We start from the raw sequence: 15,350 nt of genomic DNA, 5'->3' as shown, positions 1-15,350 counted from the left end.
GCCCCGCCCCAGGGGCATCAAGTGAAGATGAAATCCTCGGCGCCCAGCCCGGCGTGATCGACATTCGACAGGATCACGGTCACGTCGCCGAAGGAAATCCGTGCGTCGGCGCCCAGGTCAGCGATCCTGACCTGGCCAAAGGTCTCGGCCCCGCTGTCGATGACGATCCGGTCGGCACCATCGGCAAAGTCGGTGATCCGGTCGATGCCGCCGCCCTTGGAGAACAGGAAATGATCCGTCCCTGCCCCGCCGGCCAGGGTGTCGTTCCCCGCTCCGCCTTGCAGGCGGTCGTTGCCTGCCTGACCGAACAGGCGGTCGTTGCCTGCCATGCCCCACAGGACGTCATTGCCCGCCCCTGCGGTCAGGGAGTTGGCGACCGCACTGCCGGTGATGCGGTCATTGCCCGCCCCGGTCACGACGTTTTCGACATTGCGGATCGTGTCCAGCCCCCAGCCGGTGTTCTGAGCGGCAGCCTTTGAAAGATTGACCAAGACGGCCGTACTGGCGGTGAAGCGGATCGTGTCCACGCCCAATCCGCCGTCGATGGTGTCATTGCCCAACCCGCCCTCCAGCGTATCGGTGCCACGATCGCCCGACAGGCTGTTGTTGCCGGCATTGCCGACGATCAGGTTGGAAAGCCCGTTGCCTGTGCCGTTGATCGCGGCTTTCCCCTGCAGGACAAGGTTTTCCAGATTGGCCCCCAGGGTCCAGCTGACCCAGGCATTCACCTGGTCGGCAGGGTTCGGATCGTTGTCGTAATAGGGCTGGTAGGATTCGTACACGACGTCACGCAGATGATTGACGACATAGGTGTCGCCGCCGTCGCCGCCTGTCATCACGTCGATGCCCGCGCCGCCATCCAGAAGTCCTCCGCCGTCGCCTCCGGTCAGAACGTCATTCCCGGCGCCGCCACGAAGGACAGCATAGTCGCCGATCCAAGCATTCAGGATGTCGTTGCCGTCACCCCCATCCAGCAAGTTGCTATCAGCGCCACCCCCCAATGTGTCATTTCCGGCCCCCCCGAAAATTTCATTGCGGTGCAGGAACGCGCCTGTCAGTTCGTCATCGCCGGCATAGCCGTGCATCTGGACGACATCATCATAGGGAAAAGAATTGTCTGCCCTGAGACGGTTGTTTCCCGCAGTACCCTGGTAAACGATTGCCATTGCGAACCCGCATTTGAAAAAACAAAGCGGGTGTACTTTGCCGTCAGTCTTCTGGCGAGAGGGTATTTCCGTCGAACTTCAACTCGCCCCGCGCGACCTGCCGCTGCCTTTCGCGGAACCGCGCGCGGTCGGCCTCGTCGTATTCGCCCGCGCAGCGATGGCAGCAGACGCCTTCCTCGTATTCCGGGCGGGCGCGATCCCCGGGGGCCAGGGGGCGGCGGCAGGCGTGGCACAGCCCGTGTCGACCCTGCTGCAACCCGTGGGTCAGGCTGACCCGTCCGTCGAAGACGAAGCATTCGCCCTGCCACAGGCTGTCCTGTTCAGGAACGTCTTCCAGATACTTCAGGATGCCGCCCTTGAGGTGAAAGACCTGATCCACCCCTTGCGACAGCAGCCAGTTCGTCGATTTCTCGCAGCGAATGCCGCCGGTGCAGAACATCGCCACGCGCTTGCCCGCGAATCGATCGGCGTTGGCCTGCCACCAGGCGGGGAAATCGCGGAAAGACCGCGTGCCGGGATCAACGGCGCCGGCAAAGGTGCCGATGGCGACCTCGTAATCGTTGCGGGTGTCGATGACGGCGACATCGGGGGCGCTGATCAGCGCATTCCATTCGGCAGGCTCCACATAATGGCCCACAGAGGCGCTTGGATCGACATCGGGCTGGCCCATGGTCACGATCTCTCGCTTCAGGCGCACCTTCATCTTGCCGAAGGGCATCGCCTCGGCCGTGCTTTCCTTCCACTCCAACCCGTCGCAACCCGGCAGGGCGCGGATATGGGCCAGCACGGCGTCGATGCCCTCGCGCGGGCCGGCGATGGTGCCGTTGATCCCTTCGGGCGCCAGCAGCAGCGTTCCCCTGACGCCATTGGCACAGGCGACCCTGGCCAGCGCGCCTTTCAGGGCGGCAGGGTCGGAAAACCTGGTAAAGTGATACAGGGCGGCCACGGTCAGCATGGGCGCGGCCTTAGCCAGCGACGCCCGATCTTGCAAGGCCCGACCCCGCAAGGCATTGACCCAGGGACGCGTAGTTTCTAGGCATGATCATCCTGGGAATGGAGGAAACTGGGTGCCGAAAGCCTTGATCGTGATCGACATGCAGACCGACTTCTGCCCCGGCGGCGCCCTGGCCGTGCCTGGCGGGGACGAGATCATAGGCTCCATCAACGCCCTGATGAAGGGGTATGACGCGGTGGTGCTGACCCAGGACTGGCACCCGGCGCACCATGCCAGCTTTGCCGTCAACCACCCGGGCGCGGATCCGTTCAGCCTGGCGGACATGCCCTATGGCCCGCAGGTGCTGTGGCCCCCGCATTGCGTGATCGGAACGCCCGGCGCGGATTTCCACCCGGGCCTTGACCTGTCCCGCACGGATCTGGTGATCCGCAAGGGGTTCCGGGCGCATGTCGACAGCTATTCGGCCTTTTTCGAAAATGACCGGCAGACGCCCACGGGCCTTGCCGGATACCTGCGCGACCGCGGCCTGTCGGATTTGTCCTTTGTGGGCCTTGCCCATGATTTCTGCGTCGCCTGGAGCGCGATCGACGCCGCGAAGCTGGGCTTTGCCGCCACCGTGATCGAGGATGCGACCCGCGCCATCGACCTGAACGGCAGCCGCGACCGCGCCCGCGCCGACATGCGCGGGGCGGGCGTCATTCTGGAGTAAGCCGATGGTCGATATCGCCACCCGCGTCTATAATCACAAATGGAAGATCGACCCGATCGTGCGGTCGCTGATCGACACCGACTTCTACAAGTTGCTGATGTGCCAGTCGATCTTTCGCAACCGGCCCGATACGGTGGTCCGGTTTCAGCTGATCAACCGCACCAAATCCATCCGCCTGGCCGAACTGATCGACGAGGGCGAACTGCGCCAGCAACTGGATCACGTCCGGGGCCTGTCGTTGACGCGCGGGGAATCCACCTGGCTGCGCGGCAACACCTTCTATGGCAAGCGCCAGATGTTCCGCCCGGACTTCATGGAGTTCCTGGAAAACCTGCGGCTGCCCCCCTATCACCTGGAAAAGCGCGACGGCCAGTACGAACTGACCTTCGAAGGCCGCTGGCCCGAGGTGATGCTGTGGGAAATCCCCGCGCTTGCCATCCTGATGGAGCTTCGGTCCCGCGCCGTGCTGGAACGGCTGGGCCGGTTCGAGCTGCAAGTCCTTTATGCCCGCGCCATGACCCGGCTTTGGGAAAAGATCGAGGTGCTGCGCGGACTGCCCGACCTGCGCATCGCCGATTTCGGCACGCGCCGCCGCCACAGCTTCCTGTGGCAGGACTGGGCGGTGCAGGCCATGATCGAGGGATTGGGCGAACGCTTCACCGGCACCTCGAACTGCCTGATCGCCATGCGCCGCGACATCGAGGCCATCGGCACCAATGCCCATGAACTTCCGATGGTCTATGCCGCCCTGGCCAATACCGATGAGGAGCTGCGCCGCGCCCCTTACGAGGTCCTGGCCGACTGGCACGAGGAACATGACGGCAACCTGCGCATGATCCTGCCCGACACCTACGGGACCAAGGGTTTCCTGAAGGGCGCGCCCGACTGGCTGGCGGGCTGGACCGGCATCCGCATCGACAGCGGCGACCCCGCCGAAGGGGCCGAAACCGCGATCCGCTGGTGGCGGGAACGCGGCGAGGATCCGCGGGGAAAGCTGGTGATCTTCTCGGACGGGCTGGACGTGGACAAGATCGTCGAGCTGCACCACCAGTTCCACGGCCGCGTCAAGGTCAGCTTCGGCTGGGGCACGCTTCTGACCAACGACTTCCGCGGGCTGGTCCCGGAAGACGGGCTGGCGCCCTTCAGCCTGGTCTGCAAGGCAGTGTCTGCCAACGGCCGCCCGACGGTCAAGCTGTCGGACAACCCCGCCAAGGCCACCGGCCCGGCCGAGGAGATCGCGCGCTATCGCCGGGTCTTCGGGACCGGCCAGCAGGCGCGGCTGGAGGTGGTGGTCTGAGGGGCCTCAAAGCCCCGTCAGCCACAGCATCGCCAGGCAGCACAGCCCGCCCAGCAGCGCGGTGACCGGAACGGTCACCAGCCAGGCCGCGGTGATGGTCGCCACATGGCTGCGGCGGATCAGCTGGCGGCGGCGGCGTTCCTCGACCGGCAGATCGGTGCGCCGGGCATCCGTGCGGCGGTCCAGCATTTCCCGCACGAAGCCCACGCCAAAGACGCCGCCCACGGCCACATGGGTCGATGACACCGGTAGGCCCCAGCCGGATGCGACCAGCACGATCATGGCGGTCGCAAGGGTGATGCAAAAGGCGCGGGCCGGGTTCAGGCGGGTGATCCCCTCGCCCACCATGCCGACCAGGCGGCGCCCGAACAGCACGGCGCCAAGCGCGATGGTCGTCCCCGCGATCGCCAGCAGCAGAAGCGGCACGGGCAGCGTGCCCGGCTGGGCGGGTGTCAGGATCACCAGCAGCGGAGCCGCGACATTGCCGGCATCGCCCGCGCCATGGGCAAAGGCCATCATCACCGCGGCAAACAGCAGCGGCTGGCGCAGCAGGCGCTTCATGCCCAGCTTGCCCCCCGCAAGCTGCGCCAGAAGCTGATCGACACGGCGGCGCATCAGGCAGGCCGTGGTCAGTCCGGCCACTGCGCCGGGCAGCAGGGCAAGGGGCAGGCGCAGCGACAGCGCGGGCAGCAGGGTCGCGACATAGGCGACAAACAGCCCCACCATGGCGCCGATCAACGGCGGCAGCCAGATGCGGGCCGCACGGCCGCGATCCGGCGCCTCGGCCACCTTGAGGCGCAGCAGCACCAGCAGCGCCCCGGCCAGGACCGCCGCCGCAAAGGGCGTCAGGATCCAGGCCAGCGCCATGGCCGCGATCCCGCCCCAGGACATGGCCTGGGGTCCCGCCGCAGCCAGCCCCGCCCCGGCAATCGCGCCCACAATGGAATGCGAGGTCGAGACCGGCAGGTTCGCCCCCGTCGCGACCGTGATCCAGCCCGCCGCCGCGATCAGCGCGGCCAGCATGACGATCTGCCCGCCCGCCCCCGACAGCACGGCGGTATCCACGATCCCCTCGGCCAGCCGATGGGTGACGGCATGGCCCGCCAGCATCGCGCCCGCGATCTCGGCCAGCGCCACCAGGGCCAATCCCGGACCGATGGCGATGGCCCCCGCGCCCACTGCCGGACCAAGCGAGTTGGCGATGTCGTTCGCCCCGATCGACAGGCCCAGCCAGCCCGCGACGATGAAGCCCACGCCGATCGCGACCAGGCCGGGCTGCTGGCCGGTGACGCCCAGGGCCAGGAAGATCAGCGAAACGGCCAGCAGGATCGCCGCCCCCAGCCTCAGGACCGGACGTATGGCATGGAACTGGGCGGATTCCACAACCGTGATCCGGCCCAGATCCTTGTCGAGCGTGCGAAATTGACGGTCGGGCCGGTTCATTCCCGCATGTCAGCCGGGTGTTTGCGGCAATGCAAGCAGGATTTCCCGCAAGCCCGGCTCGGCCACATGCCGCGCGGCTTCCTGGGGCGAAAACCAGCGGCGCTTGCGCTGCGTGGCTTCGGGAAAATCGGGGCGCAGGCGGCCGGCATCCATCAGAAAGACGCGAACCTCGACCGGGACCGAATAGCCGCTGTCCTGTTCCTTGTCATACAGGTAGCGGCCGATCTCGACCTCGTGGACATGCCCCTCGACGCCCGCTTCCTCCCAGGCCTCGGTGGCGGCGGCACCAGGCAGGGTCTTGCCCTCCATCGGCCAGCCCTTGGGAATGACCCAGCGGCCGGTGCCGCGGCTGGTGACCAGCACGACCGCGCCAGTTTGCGGGCAGCGGCAAATGGCGCCGACCTGCATGGCCGGGGGACGGCGGCCCAGCAGCAGGCGCAACGACTGACGCAGGCCCTTCATTCGCCATCCCCCACCCGACTGCGCAGGGCCTTGACCTCTGCCCGGTTGGACTTGGCCTTCAGGCGCCGCATTTGGCTGCCCCAGGTCGGCTTGGTGGACACCCTGCGCTTGACGGGTTCGGCCGCGCGCTGGATCAGCTCGGCCAGCCTTTCGCGCGCGATCTCGCGGTTGCGGGCCTGGCTGCGGCTTTCCTGGCTGAGGATCACCACCGCGCCATCCCGCGTCCACCGACGCCCCGCCAGCCGCTCCAGGCGGCGCTTCACGGTGTCGGACAGGTTCGGGGAACGCGCGGCCTCGAACCGCAGCTCGACCGCGGTCTCGACCTTGTTGACGTTCTGCCCGCCCGGTCCCTGGGATCTGGTGAACTGTTCGCTCAGCTCCCACTCCTGGATGGCGATGGTGTCTGTGATATGCAGCATAGCCGCGAAATATGGCCTGATAGGCGGCATGAAAAGTGCCGCGCATTGTAGAACTGAATTCTTTGGAAAAGGTTGCCGTGGCCCGTCAGCCGGTCAGCCGGTCAGCGCGATTCCCTCGCTTTCTGGCCAGTGAACATAGGGCAGGACCGCGCCCCTCCTGCGGCTGTCGGACACGCGGGACAGGTCGACATCCGCCATGACCCAGCCGGGTTGGTCCATCGCGCCTTCCGCGATGATGCCGGTTTCCGGCCAGAAGCCGTCGGGCGGGCCATAGATCGCCGCGCGCCCGCGGTTTTCGTCCAGCGCGGGCATCCAGCCGCAGGGCCCGACCGTCGGCGCCTGGACCACCACGCACTGGCTTTCCAGGGCGCGCGCCATGGCCCCGATGCGCACGCGCGAAAAACCCGCCACCGTGTCGGTGCAGCTTGGCACCAGCAGCAGTTCCACCCCCGCCTGCGCCAGCACCCGGGCCAGCAGCGGGAATTCGCTGTCATAGCAGATCAGGATGCCGGTCCGGCCCAGAGGCGTGTCGAAGACCCGCAGGCCGGGGGCGCCGGTGACATCCCACTCCTCCCGCTCGAACCGGGTCATGATCTGCTTGTCCTGATGGCCGAGCCGGCCGTCGGGGCCGTAAAGCACCGCACGATTGACCGGGCGGGGACCCTCGAACACCGGGCCGGATGCGCCCAGGATGTGGCAACCGTGCTGCTTGGCCAGCCGCAGGTGCAGCGCCTCGACCCGGGGCCAATGCCTTGCCACCTCGTGCAGCGAGGCCTCGAGATCGCCCGCGACATCGCGCCCGCCCAGCGAGGCAAGCTCCATCGCGCCATATTCGGGAAAGACCAGCAGGTCGGCACCCTGGGCATCGGCAACCCACCGGGTCAGCTTGGCCTCGTAATCGGCGAAGCTGTCGAACCAGTCGATCGGATAGGCGGCGGCGGCGATCTTCACAGGTGACGCATCCAGAATTGAAGGTCCTTTTCGGTCTCGGCCTCGTCGCCCAGATCCCTCCAGGAAAAATGCGCGATGACGCCGGGCAGCGGCTGATAGCCCCGCTTGCGCCAGAAATCGTCCAAGGGCCGGTAATTCACCGGGCGCCCCGGGTGATCGGCGGGACGGATCACGCTGCAGAACGCGCTGTAGGTCAGCCCCAGGGCGCGGGCATGGGCCTCCCGCGCGTCGAAGAAGGCGTGGCCGATGCCTTGGCCGCGATATTCGGGCAGCAGCACGGATTCGGCGCAGTAGAAGATCTGGTCCAGCGGTTCCGGCCTGCCCTCGAAGGCGGCGGCGAAATCGGCGGCGTGGTCGGCCATCGGTGCGCCGGTCGCGGCGCCGACGACCGAGGCGCCGTCAAGCGCCGCGACGACCACCGCGCCGGGCGACTGGTAGGCGCGCAGGTAATCGCGTTCGTAATCCTGATTCCCGTCGTAAAGATAGGGGAAGTCGCGGAAGACGCGGATGCGCAGACGCGCGACGTCTTCCAGCGCGGCGGCCAGCGCCTCTCCGGTCAGGACGCGCGTCGTGACGGTCATTGGCTGACCTGCCGCATCCAGTCGGCCAGGTTGTAATAGGTCGTCACGCGCGCGATCTTGCCGTCGCGGATGGTGAAGAAGGACCCGGCGGGCAGGCGATAGGTCTGGCCTTTCGCCTCGGGCAGGCCGGAATCGGTCTTCAGATAGGTGCCGTTCACCACGAATTCCGCCGCCGCGCGATCACCCGCGTCATTGGCGAAGATCACGATATCGGTCAGGTTTTCCTTGTAGCTGTCGGTCATGTGCGCGTTGAACTCGGCGAACAGCGCCTTGCCGCGCCGGATCTGGCCTTCGTTCACGTGATGCTCCACCTCGTCATGCAGCAAGTCCAGCATATCGTCGGTGCGGCCCGCGTTGAAGGCGTCGTAATAGGCCGCGATCAAAGATTTTGTGTCCATTTTCCCCTCTCGTGCGTTTGCCCCCATCTAGCGCGGCGCATGTCCGGCGTCACGTGGTCCGAAGGGACCAATGCCTTGAATTTCCGGGCCAAGCTGCTAGCGCTTGAACCAACCCCTTGCGCAAGAAGGACTCGCGCCCATGACCGACAAATCCAACCTTGGCCCTCGTGAAATCACTTGCTTCAAAGCCTATGACGTTCGTGGGGAATTGGGCAAGAACCTGGACACCGACGTGGCCTATCGCATCGGCCGCGCCTTTGCCGAGGCCCGCAAGGCCAAGCGCGTGGTCGTGGGGCGTGACAGCCGCGAAACCTCGCCCGAACTGGCCGCCGCGCTGATCGAGGGGTTGACCGACGGCGGCGCCGATGTGCTGGACCTGGGCCTGGCCGGGACCGAGGAGGTGTATTTCCACACCGGCTTCCACGACACCGATGGCGGGATCGAGGTCACGGCTTCGCACAACCCGATCAACTACAACGGCATGAAGATCGTGGGGCGGGGATCGGCCCCGCTGGATCCGGCGACCGAACTGCCGCCGATCGTGGACCTGGCTACCAGCGGCAGCTTTGCCCCGGCGACCAAGGGCAGCGTCACCGATTTCAGCCACGCCCGCGCGGATTACGCCAAGGCGATGGCCGATTTCGTCGATGTCTCGGTCCTGAAGCCGATGAAGATCGTGGTGAACGCCGGAAATGGCACGGCGGGCCCGACCTTTGACGCCATCGCGGACGAGCTGCTGGCCCGCGGCGCGCCGCTGACCTTCGTGCGTATGCACCACAACGTCGATTCCAGCTTCCCGAACGGCATCCCGAACCCCCTTCTGGACGAAAACCAGCCCCCCACCGTCGAAAAGGTCAAGGCCGAGAATGCCGATCTGGGCGTGGCCTGGGACGGCGATTTCGACCGCTGCTTCTTCTTCGATGAAAACGGCCGCTTCATTCCCGGCGAATACATCGTGGGCCTTCTGGGCGCGGCGTTCCTGGAAAAATCCCCGGGCGAGAAGATCGTCCACGACCCCCGCGTCATCATGAACACCCGCGCCATGATCCAGGAGGCCGGTGGAGAGCCCGTGGTCAGCAAGACCGGCCACGCCTTCATCAAGCGCAAGATGCGCGACGTGGGCGCGATCTATGGCGGGGAAATGTCGGCGCACCATTATTTCCGCGACTTCTATTACTGCGACAGCGGCATGCTTCCCTGGCTGCTGATGATCGAACTGCTGTCGCGCAAGGGCAAGACCCTGGCCGAACTGCTGGAGGAGCGGATGAGGCTTTACCCCTCGTCGGGCGAGACGAACTATCACATCGAGGACCCCGACGCGGCCATTGCCCGGCTGATCGAGAAATACGAGCCCCAGGCCGACTCGCGCGACGACCTGGACGGCGTGTCGCTGGACTTCGGCAAGTGGCGCTTCAACCTGCGCAAGTCGAACACCGAGCCGGTGGTGCGGCTGAACCTGGAATCGGACGGCGACGCGGCCCTGGTCAAGGAAAAGCAGGCGGAGCTGGCGGCGCTGCTGCAGGGATAAGTCCTGCAAACGCGTCCCGATGCGCCTTGGTCGGGCGGGACAAGGAAACGCATGCGTTTCCCCTGCCCGCTGTGTGACGATCCCATCAGAAACGTCGCCCCCCGCAACCCCGCTAGGCCGGCGCCCGCCGGGGGCGGGGCGGGCCTTTGAGGCCCGGCGGTGCGGGTGGATATCGCAGCGCGTGGCGAAGCCGGTGGCCTTCGCCAATGCGGGCTACGGCATCAGCTCGAACCCGAAGGTGATGTAGTCGCGCAGGTAGGCCGCCTGCGCGGCCTCGGCCAGCTTGGGATCGCGCAATGCGTCCGGCACCGGGGCGGGGCTCACCGCGTCCGCCCGGGCATCGCTAAGCCCCGCCGCGCGGGCCAGATGCCCCAGATCCTCGGCCAGACGATCCTCCCTGACCAGCATGTCCGGCACGGCAAAGCGGGCGAAGCCTGACAGCACCTCGGTCTGGCTGGCCCACATCGGATGAGTCGGCAGGGATGTCTGGCCGTTCAGGTTGCGGCGCAGGAAGGCCAGGAAATCGGCAAAGACGGCGATGCACCGATCGCCCGACAGGTCGGCCAAAGCCTCTTCGGGCGGCAGGGCCACGCGGTGCAACCGGCGCAGCAGGTCGCGCTGTTCGGGATTGCCGCGCGCCAGCAGGTGATCGAAGGCATCCCAGGCCCGCAGCAGGGGATGGCGCAGCACGGCAAAGCTGCGATGGCCGGGACGGGCGCGCTTCCACTGGCGGAGGGTGGATTGGGTGAGGCTGCTTTCCACCGGCCCAAGCCCGGCAAGCCATTTCCGGATCGCCTGTTCCGGGCCGCCCCTGACCGGCATGAACAGCAGCCCCCGGCCCGCATCGGCGGCCATGAAACTGGGCACCGCAGGGCCGCGCCGGGGCTCGAAAACGGGCAGGCGGTGCAGCAGGAACGGGTCCATGTCGCGCAGATCGTCCTGCATGGCGGCGAAATTCGCGACCTTCTGCGCCAGCTCCTGCGGGTTCTGGGGCACCTGGTCGCGGCCGGGTTCCACCCGTTCCAGATCCGTGCGGCCCAGCCAGTGCAAGAGCCCGGTCATCACCTCGGCATCGCGCAGATCGTCGTAATCCAGCCAGAAGGCGGTCTGCCCGGCGGCCTGCAGCCGGTTGACGACTCGCCGCCGGAATTCGTCGGCCGCGGCCAGCATCTGCCGGAACTCGGCCCCGTCATAGGTGATGCGCGCGGGGATCGGGGTTTCCGACTCGTTCAGCTTCCACTGGTTCGTTTCCCAGGCGAGCCGGGTCGAGACATAGCTGTCCAGCGGATTGCGGGACAGAAAGATCTTGGCGCAGCGCCGGTCCTGGAGGATCGGCTCCAGCACGCGCGGGTCGTGGTCGTGGAAATAGCGGAAGCCCGCCAGATGATCCGGCCTGTCGGTCAGGCGCGCCAGAAGCGGCAAAGGGTCGGCCTCGCGTTCGGCGCGCGTGATGCCCAGCATCTCGTCCTTGTCGGGCCAGCCCATCATGTAGGGGTTGAAGGCCTCGCCAAAGCAGGTGACGCCCTTCAGGGCGTTCAGCGTCGCCTCGAGCAGGTTGGACCCCGTCCGCATCTCGGCAAAGATCACAAAGCTGCGGAATCCTTGCGTCATTCGGCGGCCGCCCTTTCATTGGTCAGAAGTTCGATGGGCGGCAGATCCTCGCCCGTCAGGCGCGGGCGCAGGCCCGAATTGCGCAACTTCCGCAACATCTGGTCCAGACCCGTCAGGTCGCGCATCGCGGGCAGCGTGGTCACGGGCACGGAATGCGGATCGATCTGCAGCATGAAGTCCTGAAGGATCGGCCTGGGGTTCATCAGGAACTCCCCCAGGTCGTATTGGTGCAGCCGGGCGCGGACCCAGACCGAATTCAGCACGTCCAGATGCCCGAGCTCGATCCGTTGCAGCTGCGCGAAGACCCGGCGCACGTCGTCGAAGGGCATCCTGGAATGCAGAAGCGGCAGTTTCCAGGCGCCGGTCACGACCAGCATATGCGCGTTGGGATCGGTCGCCATGAACCAGTTCAGCGCCTGGTTGTCGCGCGGGCCGAACTGGAACACCTGCATCCGGTTCGTGATGCGGATCAAGGAGGTCAGGAAGCCCTGCGGGTCGCGGTCGCGGATCTGCGGGTCCGACGAGATCGCCCCCGGCCCGGTCCGTGACCGCCCGGCGAATTCAGCGCCTTCCGGCCCCAGCAGATGGCCGTGGACATCGCAGGACAGGTGGCGGCGCAACCAGTCCTCGAACCCGTGGAAGATGTCGCCCGGTCCCTGGAGGACCGCATAGGGGGCCGAGGTCTTGCCGTTTTCTGCATCCTTGCGGGGAAAGCGGCTTTGCATGTAAAGGCCCGGCCGGCCCAGCACGCGGCGGCGCACCGTCTGGTTGATGATGCGCGAAATCCGCGCAGGCTGCGGCGGATCGACCTGAGGATGGCCGTCGTCCGGCAGCGGGAAATGCGCCAGCAGCCGCGAGGCACCGGGCCAGACCTTGCGCGCCACGAAGCAGCGCGATTCAGCCAGCATCGGGATGTGATCGTCGTAAAGCAGGTAGGGCCGCCCCGTATGGTCGAACTTGGCCATGGTCAGCGACCAGCTTTCGACATGCGTGGAATGGCGCCGCACCAGGGTCTGGAAATAGCTTTCGTCGGGGATCCAGGCAAAGCGGAAGAAGCGGTCGAATTCGGGCCTTTGCGGATCCTCCAGGATCGCGCGCAGGGTCCTTGCCGTCAGGCACCACCATTGCGATCCCAGATGCGGCGACAGCCCGCCGGGCATCCGCCGCCGGATGCCGCGCCGGCGCTGCCACTCCACGAAGCGGTCGAACAGCCAGCGGTGCTTCTTCCAGTCGAAGGGAAAGAACAGCGAGAAGCGTTCCTCGTTCAACCCGCCGACGGTCCAGCCGACATCATGGGTGCTGACGCTTTCGATGTGGTCGCGATCGGGATCCGCCCCCAGATAGGCCACCAAGTCGGATACGGGCCGCAGCGGCAGGCAGGCGCCCGAGGCCAGATAGACATGGGTGGTGTCGGGAAACTGCCGCAGCAGTTCCGCCGCCGCATCCTGGGTCGCGCGGACTAGGCTGAAGCGGCCCCAGGAACAGCGGTGGCGCCTGCTGAAGATGATGCGGTCGCAATCCTTCAGCGCATCCCTCATTCCAGCCAGCCGCGCGGCCGCCACTTTGGCATCGACATGGATGGCCACCCGAGCGCCGCCGTCGGCCCAGATTCGCGCCAGTCGGGCCGCCATCCCAAGATCCGCATGGCACAGCAGCACCACGCCAAGGCGCACCGTTCCCGTCATGCCCAGTTCCCGCGAGAGATCAGGCCCAGATCCTCGAGTTGCTGCCAACCGTCATATTCGCGCGATTCGCTGCACCACAGCTGCACGCCGCGATGCAGGCCCGCGTGATAGGCGCGGTATTCCTGGCTGTTGCCGTAATGCTGGCGGCGGTCCATTTCCTCGACCGACTTGGCCGCGAAGGAGGACAGGAACTTGGCATGCAGCAGGCAGCCCGAGATCTGCTCGCCCCCGTCCTCGTCATAGACCAGGTTCAGCCCGCGCGGCAGCAGCATATGGGTCGAACTGACATAGGCATAGCGCCAGTGCCACTTGACCAGCGGGATCTTGTTCAGCGCGGGCCCCGCCAGCGGATCCTGGGTAAAGAAGGCCCGCGTCCGGGGACCACCCTGGATCCACAGGTTGCCGAAATGGTCGTTCTTCTGGATCGAGTAATTGGCCGGATCGAACCAGCGGGCGACCTCGAACGGGTTCTGGCCCTCGGCGCAGATCGCATCCTCGACCGGACCCTTGGGGTACATGTCCAGAAGCATGGCGGGAAAGGACCGGCGGCCGGTGGAATCCAGCCAGCTGGTCAGGGCCGCCAGAGGCCGCTGGTTGCAATGGGGATAGACCAGGAATTCGTCGGGATCGACCGTCAGGCACCAATGCCCGCAGCCATGTCGCAGCAGCAGCCAGTTGATCCAGTCCATGCCGAAGCGCGAACCCTTGTAGCTGTGGTTGGTCCACCACAGCGACACGTCCGGCTGGCTGCGCAGCCAGTCGGTGCTGCCATCCGTACTGGCGTTGTCCACCATCAGGAAATGCCGCACCCCCAGGGCCCGGTAATAGTCCAGGAACCAGGGCAGCCGGACGCGCTCGTCCCGCAGCGTGACAAAGCACAGGATGTCGCCGCTTGCGATCAGCCCGGTGCGGTTGGACACGGACCGCAGCGCGCGCCTGCGCCGGATGGCGCGCCCGATCAGGCGCTGGCGTTCCACGCGAAGGCGCAGCCGGCCTTTGATCGGATGCGCGCCTAAGTTCCGCATCGTCCCTCAAGCCCGCTGAAACCGTATCGCCCGTCTGTCATGATGACCAAATGCTTTGATTACACGCATTTGGCAAGATCACCTGACTGGCGTCAACCACCGGTTAACCACTCGCCCGCTCCCATCAGCCGCAGATCAAGCATCTGCTGCCAGCCGCGATAGCGGACGGACCCTTCGTGCCACAGGACGGGGCCTGCGTGATGGCCTCGTGATAGGGGCGGTAGGGGTCGGGGTCGATGAAATGCTGCCTGCGCCCCAGTTCCTCGGCCGCGCGGGCGGCGCTGTCGGGCAGGAACTTGCTGTGCAGAAGGATGCCGGACAGGCGCGGATCGCCGGGGCCGTCATATTCGTCGTTCAGCCGGGGCGGCAAAGCCGAATGGCTCGAGTTGACATAAACGTATCGCCTGTTCCAGCGCACCAGCGGCAGCTTGTTCAGGGTGGGCCCGCGCCCGGGCGCATCGGGAAAGAACACCCGTTCGCGCACCCCGCCCCGCAGGATGCGGTTGCGCTTGGGCTGGACGACATCGCAGCGATAGGGCGCGGCGTCGAACCAGGGAAGCCGTTCGGTCAGCGCGGCCTGCGGCCCGGCGTCGGACCGGTCCAGCGGGCCGCGGGGATACAGATCCAGCATCATCGCGCCCATGGCGGGACGCCCCGAGGTCTCAAGATGCGCCACCAGCTGCGGCAGGGGGCGGCGGTCCCAGTCGGGATAGATCAGCAGCTCATCCGCATCGACGGTCAGGCACCAGTGACCGTGGCCATGCCGGATCAGCAGCGCGCCCAGCCAGTCCATCCCGAAGCGCGAGGCGCGGTATGCCCCTGCGGCCCGCCACAGCGACACGTCCGGCTGGCCCCGCAGGAAACGGTCGGTGCCGTCTGTGCTGTCATTGTCCACGATCAGGAAGTGCCGGACGCCAAGCCTGCGGTAATGGTCCAGGAACTGCGGCAGGCGCAGCATCTCGTTGCGGACGGTGGCAAAGGCCAGGATGTCGCCCGGCCGGATCGCCGCGGTGCGATCAGCCATCGGCGTGAGGGCGCGGCCTGCCCGCAGGCAGCGCCACAGCAGCTTCCGCCGCTTCCAGCGCTGGCGCCAGGCCGACCATGCCCGCCGCAGGGCCGC

At 66.6% G+C, this 15,350-nt stretch carries 15 protein-coding genes; 3 read left to right on the top strand and 12 right to left on the bottom strand.

Going from position 1 to position 15,350, the window contains the following annotated elements; all coding sequences use genetic code 11:
* Positions 1-17 precede the first annotated feature (17 nt).
* Together OU682_RS15540 and trhO are read right to left on the bottom strand one after the other, a co-directional pair.
* Positions 18-1,085: a calcium-binding protein gene (locus tag OU682_RS15540; RefSeq protein ID WP_268943085.1), complete on the bottom strand. Its 1,068-nt coding sequence runs from the start codon at positions 1,083-1,085 to the stop codon at positions 18-20.
* Positions 1,086-1,209: 124 nt separating this feature from the next.
* Positions 1,210-2,121: an oxygen-dependent tRNA uridine(34) hydroxylase TrhO gene (gene trhO, locus OU682_RS15535; protein ID WP_268943084.1), complete on the bottom strand. Its 912-nt coding sequence runs from the start codon at positions 2,119-2,121 to the stop codon at positions 1,210-1,212.
* 112 nt (positions 2,122-2,233) lie between these two features.
* Here trhO and pncA point away from each other — a divergent pair, with 112 nt between their 5' ends.
* Both pncA and pncB read left to right on the top strand, forming a co-directional pair.
* Complete coding sequence (gene pncA, locus OU682_RS15530) at positions 2,234-2,830, top strand: bifunctional nicotinamidase/pyrazinamidase (RefSeq protein ID WP_268943083.1); 597 nt, start codon at positions 2,234-2,236, stop codon at positions 2,828-2,830.
* Positions 2,831-2,834: 4 nt separating this feature from the next.
* Entirely contained in the window at positions 2,835-4,127 is a 1,293-nt protein-coding gene (gene pncB / locus OU682_RS15525) for a nicotinate phosphoribosyltransferase (protein WP_268943082.1), read from the top strand.
* A gap of 6 nt (positions 4,128-4,133) precedes the next feature.
* Here the strand turns inward: pncB and OU682_RS15520 are convergent, their stop codons facing one another.
* From OU682_RS15520 to OU682_RS15495, 6 genes are all read right to left on the bottom strand, one after another.
* On the bottom strand, positions 4,134-5,570 hold the full coding sequence (locus OU682_RS15520) for an inorganic phosphate transporter (protein ID WP_268943081.1): 1,437 nt from the start codon (positions 5,568-5,570) through the stop codon (positions 4,134-4,136).
* 9 nt (positions 5,571-5,579) lie between these two features.
* On the bottom strand, positions 5,580-6,032 hold the full coding sequence (locus tag OU682_RS15515) for an NUDIX hydrolase (protein WP_268943080.1): 453 nt from the start codon (positions 6,030-6,032) through the stop codon (positions 5,580-5,582).
* On the bottom strand, positions 6,029-6,451 hold the full coding sequence (arfB, locus tag OU682_RS15510; RefSeq protein WP_268943079.1) for an alternative ribosome rescue aminoacyl-tRNA hydrolase ArfB: 423 nt from the start codon (positions 6,449-6,451) through the stop codon (positions 6,029-6,031). The genes OU682_RS15515 and arfB overlap by 4 nt, the downstream gene beginning before the upstream one ends.
* Before the next feature lie 93 nt (positions 6,452-6,544).
* The gene (locus OU682_RS15505) at positions 6,545-7,402 is read right to left on the bottom strand and encodes a carbon-nitrogen hydrolase family protein (RefSeq protein ID WP_268943078.1); all 858 of its coding nucleotides are present in this window, start codon (positions 7,400-7,402) and stop codon (positions 6,545-6,547) included.
* Entirely contained in the window at positions 7,399-7,983 is a 585-nt protein-coding gene (locus OU682_RS15500; protein WP_268943077.1) for a GNAT family N-acetyltransferase, read from the bottom strand. The genes OU682_RS15505 and OU682_RS15500 overlap by 4 nt, the downstream gene beginning before the upstream one ends.
* A complete protein-coding gene (locus OU682_RS15495; protein WP_268943076.1) occupies positions 7,980-8,381 on the bottom strand; it encodes a ketosteroid isomerase-related protein in 402 nt (133 codons plus the stop codon). The genes OU682_RS15500 and OU682_RS15495 overlap by 4 nt, the downstream gene beginning before the upstream one ends.
* Positions 8,382-8,520: 139 nt before the next feature.
* Between OU682_RS15495 and OU682_RS15490 the strand changes: the two genes are divergently transcribed.
* Positions 8,521-9,909 (top strand): phosphohexomutase domain-containing protein, encoded by a 1,389-nt coding sequence (locus OU682_RS15490; protein ID WP_268943075.1) that lies wholly within the window; start codon positions 8,521-8,523, stop codon positions 9,907-9,909.
* Between the two features lie 213 nt (positions 9,910-10,122).
* Here the strand turns inward: OU682_RS15490 and OU682_RS15485 are convergent, their stop codons facing one another.
* The 4 genes from OU682_RS15485 to OU682_RS15470 all read right to left on the bottom strand — a co-directional run.
* Positions 10,123-11,520, bottom strand: a complete 1,398-nt coding sequence (locus tag OU682_RS15485) for a hypothetical protein (protein ID WP_268943074.1) — start codon at positions 11,518-11,520, stop codon at positions 10,123-10,125.
* Complete coding sequence (locus OU682_RS15480) at positions 11,517-13,205, bottom strand: DUF5927 domain-containing protein (protein ID WP_268943073.1); 1,689 nt, start codon at positions 13,203-13,205, stop codon at positions 11,517-11,519. Before OU682_RS15480 ends, OU682_RS15485 begins: the two co-directional genes overlap by 4 nt.
* Complete coding sequence (locus OU682_RS15475) at positions 13,202-14,230, bottom strand: glycosyltransferase family 2 protein (RefSeq protein ID WP_268943072.1); 1,029 nt, start codon at positions 14,228-14,230, stop codon at positions 13,202-13,204. The genes OU682_RS15480 and OU682_RS15475 overlap by 4 nt, the downstream gene beginning before the upstream one ends.
* A 124-nt stretch (positions 14,231-14,354) precedes the next feature.
* Positions 14,355-15,350 (bottom strand): glycosyltransferase family 2 protein (locus OU682_RS15470; RefSeq protein ID WP_329609815.1); only part of this gene is annotated, 996 nt, incomplete at its 5' end.

This window comes from Paracoccus benzoatiresistens, assembly GCF_026913015.1.
In the GTDB taxonomy this organism is placed as follows: Bacteria; Pseudomonadota; Alphaproteobacteria; order Rhodobacterales; family Rhodobacteraceae; genus Paracoccus; species Paracoccus benzoatiresistens.
Note: the sequence above shows the minus strand (reverse complement) of the source record. Positions and strands in the feature narration are given on the sequence as shown.

Excerpts from the sequence above, each read along its gene's own strand:
- OU682_RS15515 (WP_268943080.1), bottom strand. The coding sequence starts at position 6,032 with ATGAAGGGCCTGCGTCAGTCGTTGCGCCTGCTGCTGGGCCGCCGTCCC.
- arfB (WP_268943079.1), bottom strand. The coding sequence starts at position 6,451 with ATGCTGCATATCACAGACACCATCGCCATCCAGGAGTGGGAGCTGAGC.
- OU682_RS15500 (WP_268943077.1), bottom strand. The coding sequence starts at position 7,983 with ATGACCGTCACGACGCGCGTCCTGACCGGAGAGGCGCTGGCCGCCGCG.
- pncB (WP_268943082.1), top strand. The coding sequence starts at position 2,835 with ATGGTCGATATCGCCACCCGCGTCTATAATCACAAATGGAAGATCGAC.
- OU682_RS15540 (WP_268943085.1), bottom strand. The coding sequence starts at position 1,085 with ATGCACGGCTATGCCGGCGATGACGAACTGACAGGCGCGTTCCTGCAC.
- OU682_RS15475 (WP_268943072.1), bottom strand. The coding sequence starts at position 14,230 with ATGCGGAACTTAGGCGCGCATCCGATCAAAGGCCGGCTGCGCCTTCGC.
- trhO (WP_268943084.1), bottom strand. The coding sequence starts at position 2,121 with ATGCTGACCGTGGCCGCCCTGTATCACTTTACCAGGTTTTCCGACCCT.
- OU682_RS15490 (WP_268943075.1), top strand. The coding sequence starts at position 8,521 with ATGACCGACAAATCCAACCTTGGCCCTCGTGAAATCACTTGCTTCAAA.
- OU682_RS15485 (WP_268943074.1), bottom strand. The coding sequence starts at position 11,520 with ATGACGCAAGGATTCCGCAGCTTTGTGATCTTTGCCGAGATGCGGACG.
- OU682_RS15520 (WP_268943081.1), bottom strand. The coding sequence starts at position 5,570 with ATGAACCGGCCCGACCGTCAATTTCGCACGCTCGACAAGGATCTGGGC.
- OU682_RS15480 (WP_268943073.1), bottom strand. The coding sequence starts at position 13,205 with ATGACGGGAACGGTGCGCCTTGGCGTGGTGCTGCTGTGCCATGCGGAT.
- OU682_RS15495 (WP_268943076.1), bottom strand. The coding sequence starts at position 8,381 with ATGGACACAAAATCTTTGATCGCGGCCTATTACGACGCCTTCAACGCG.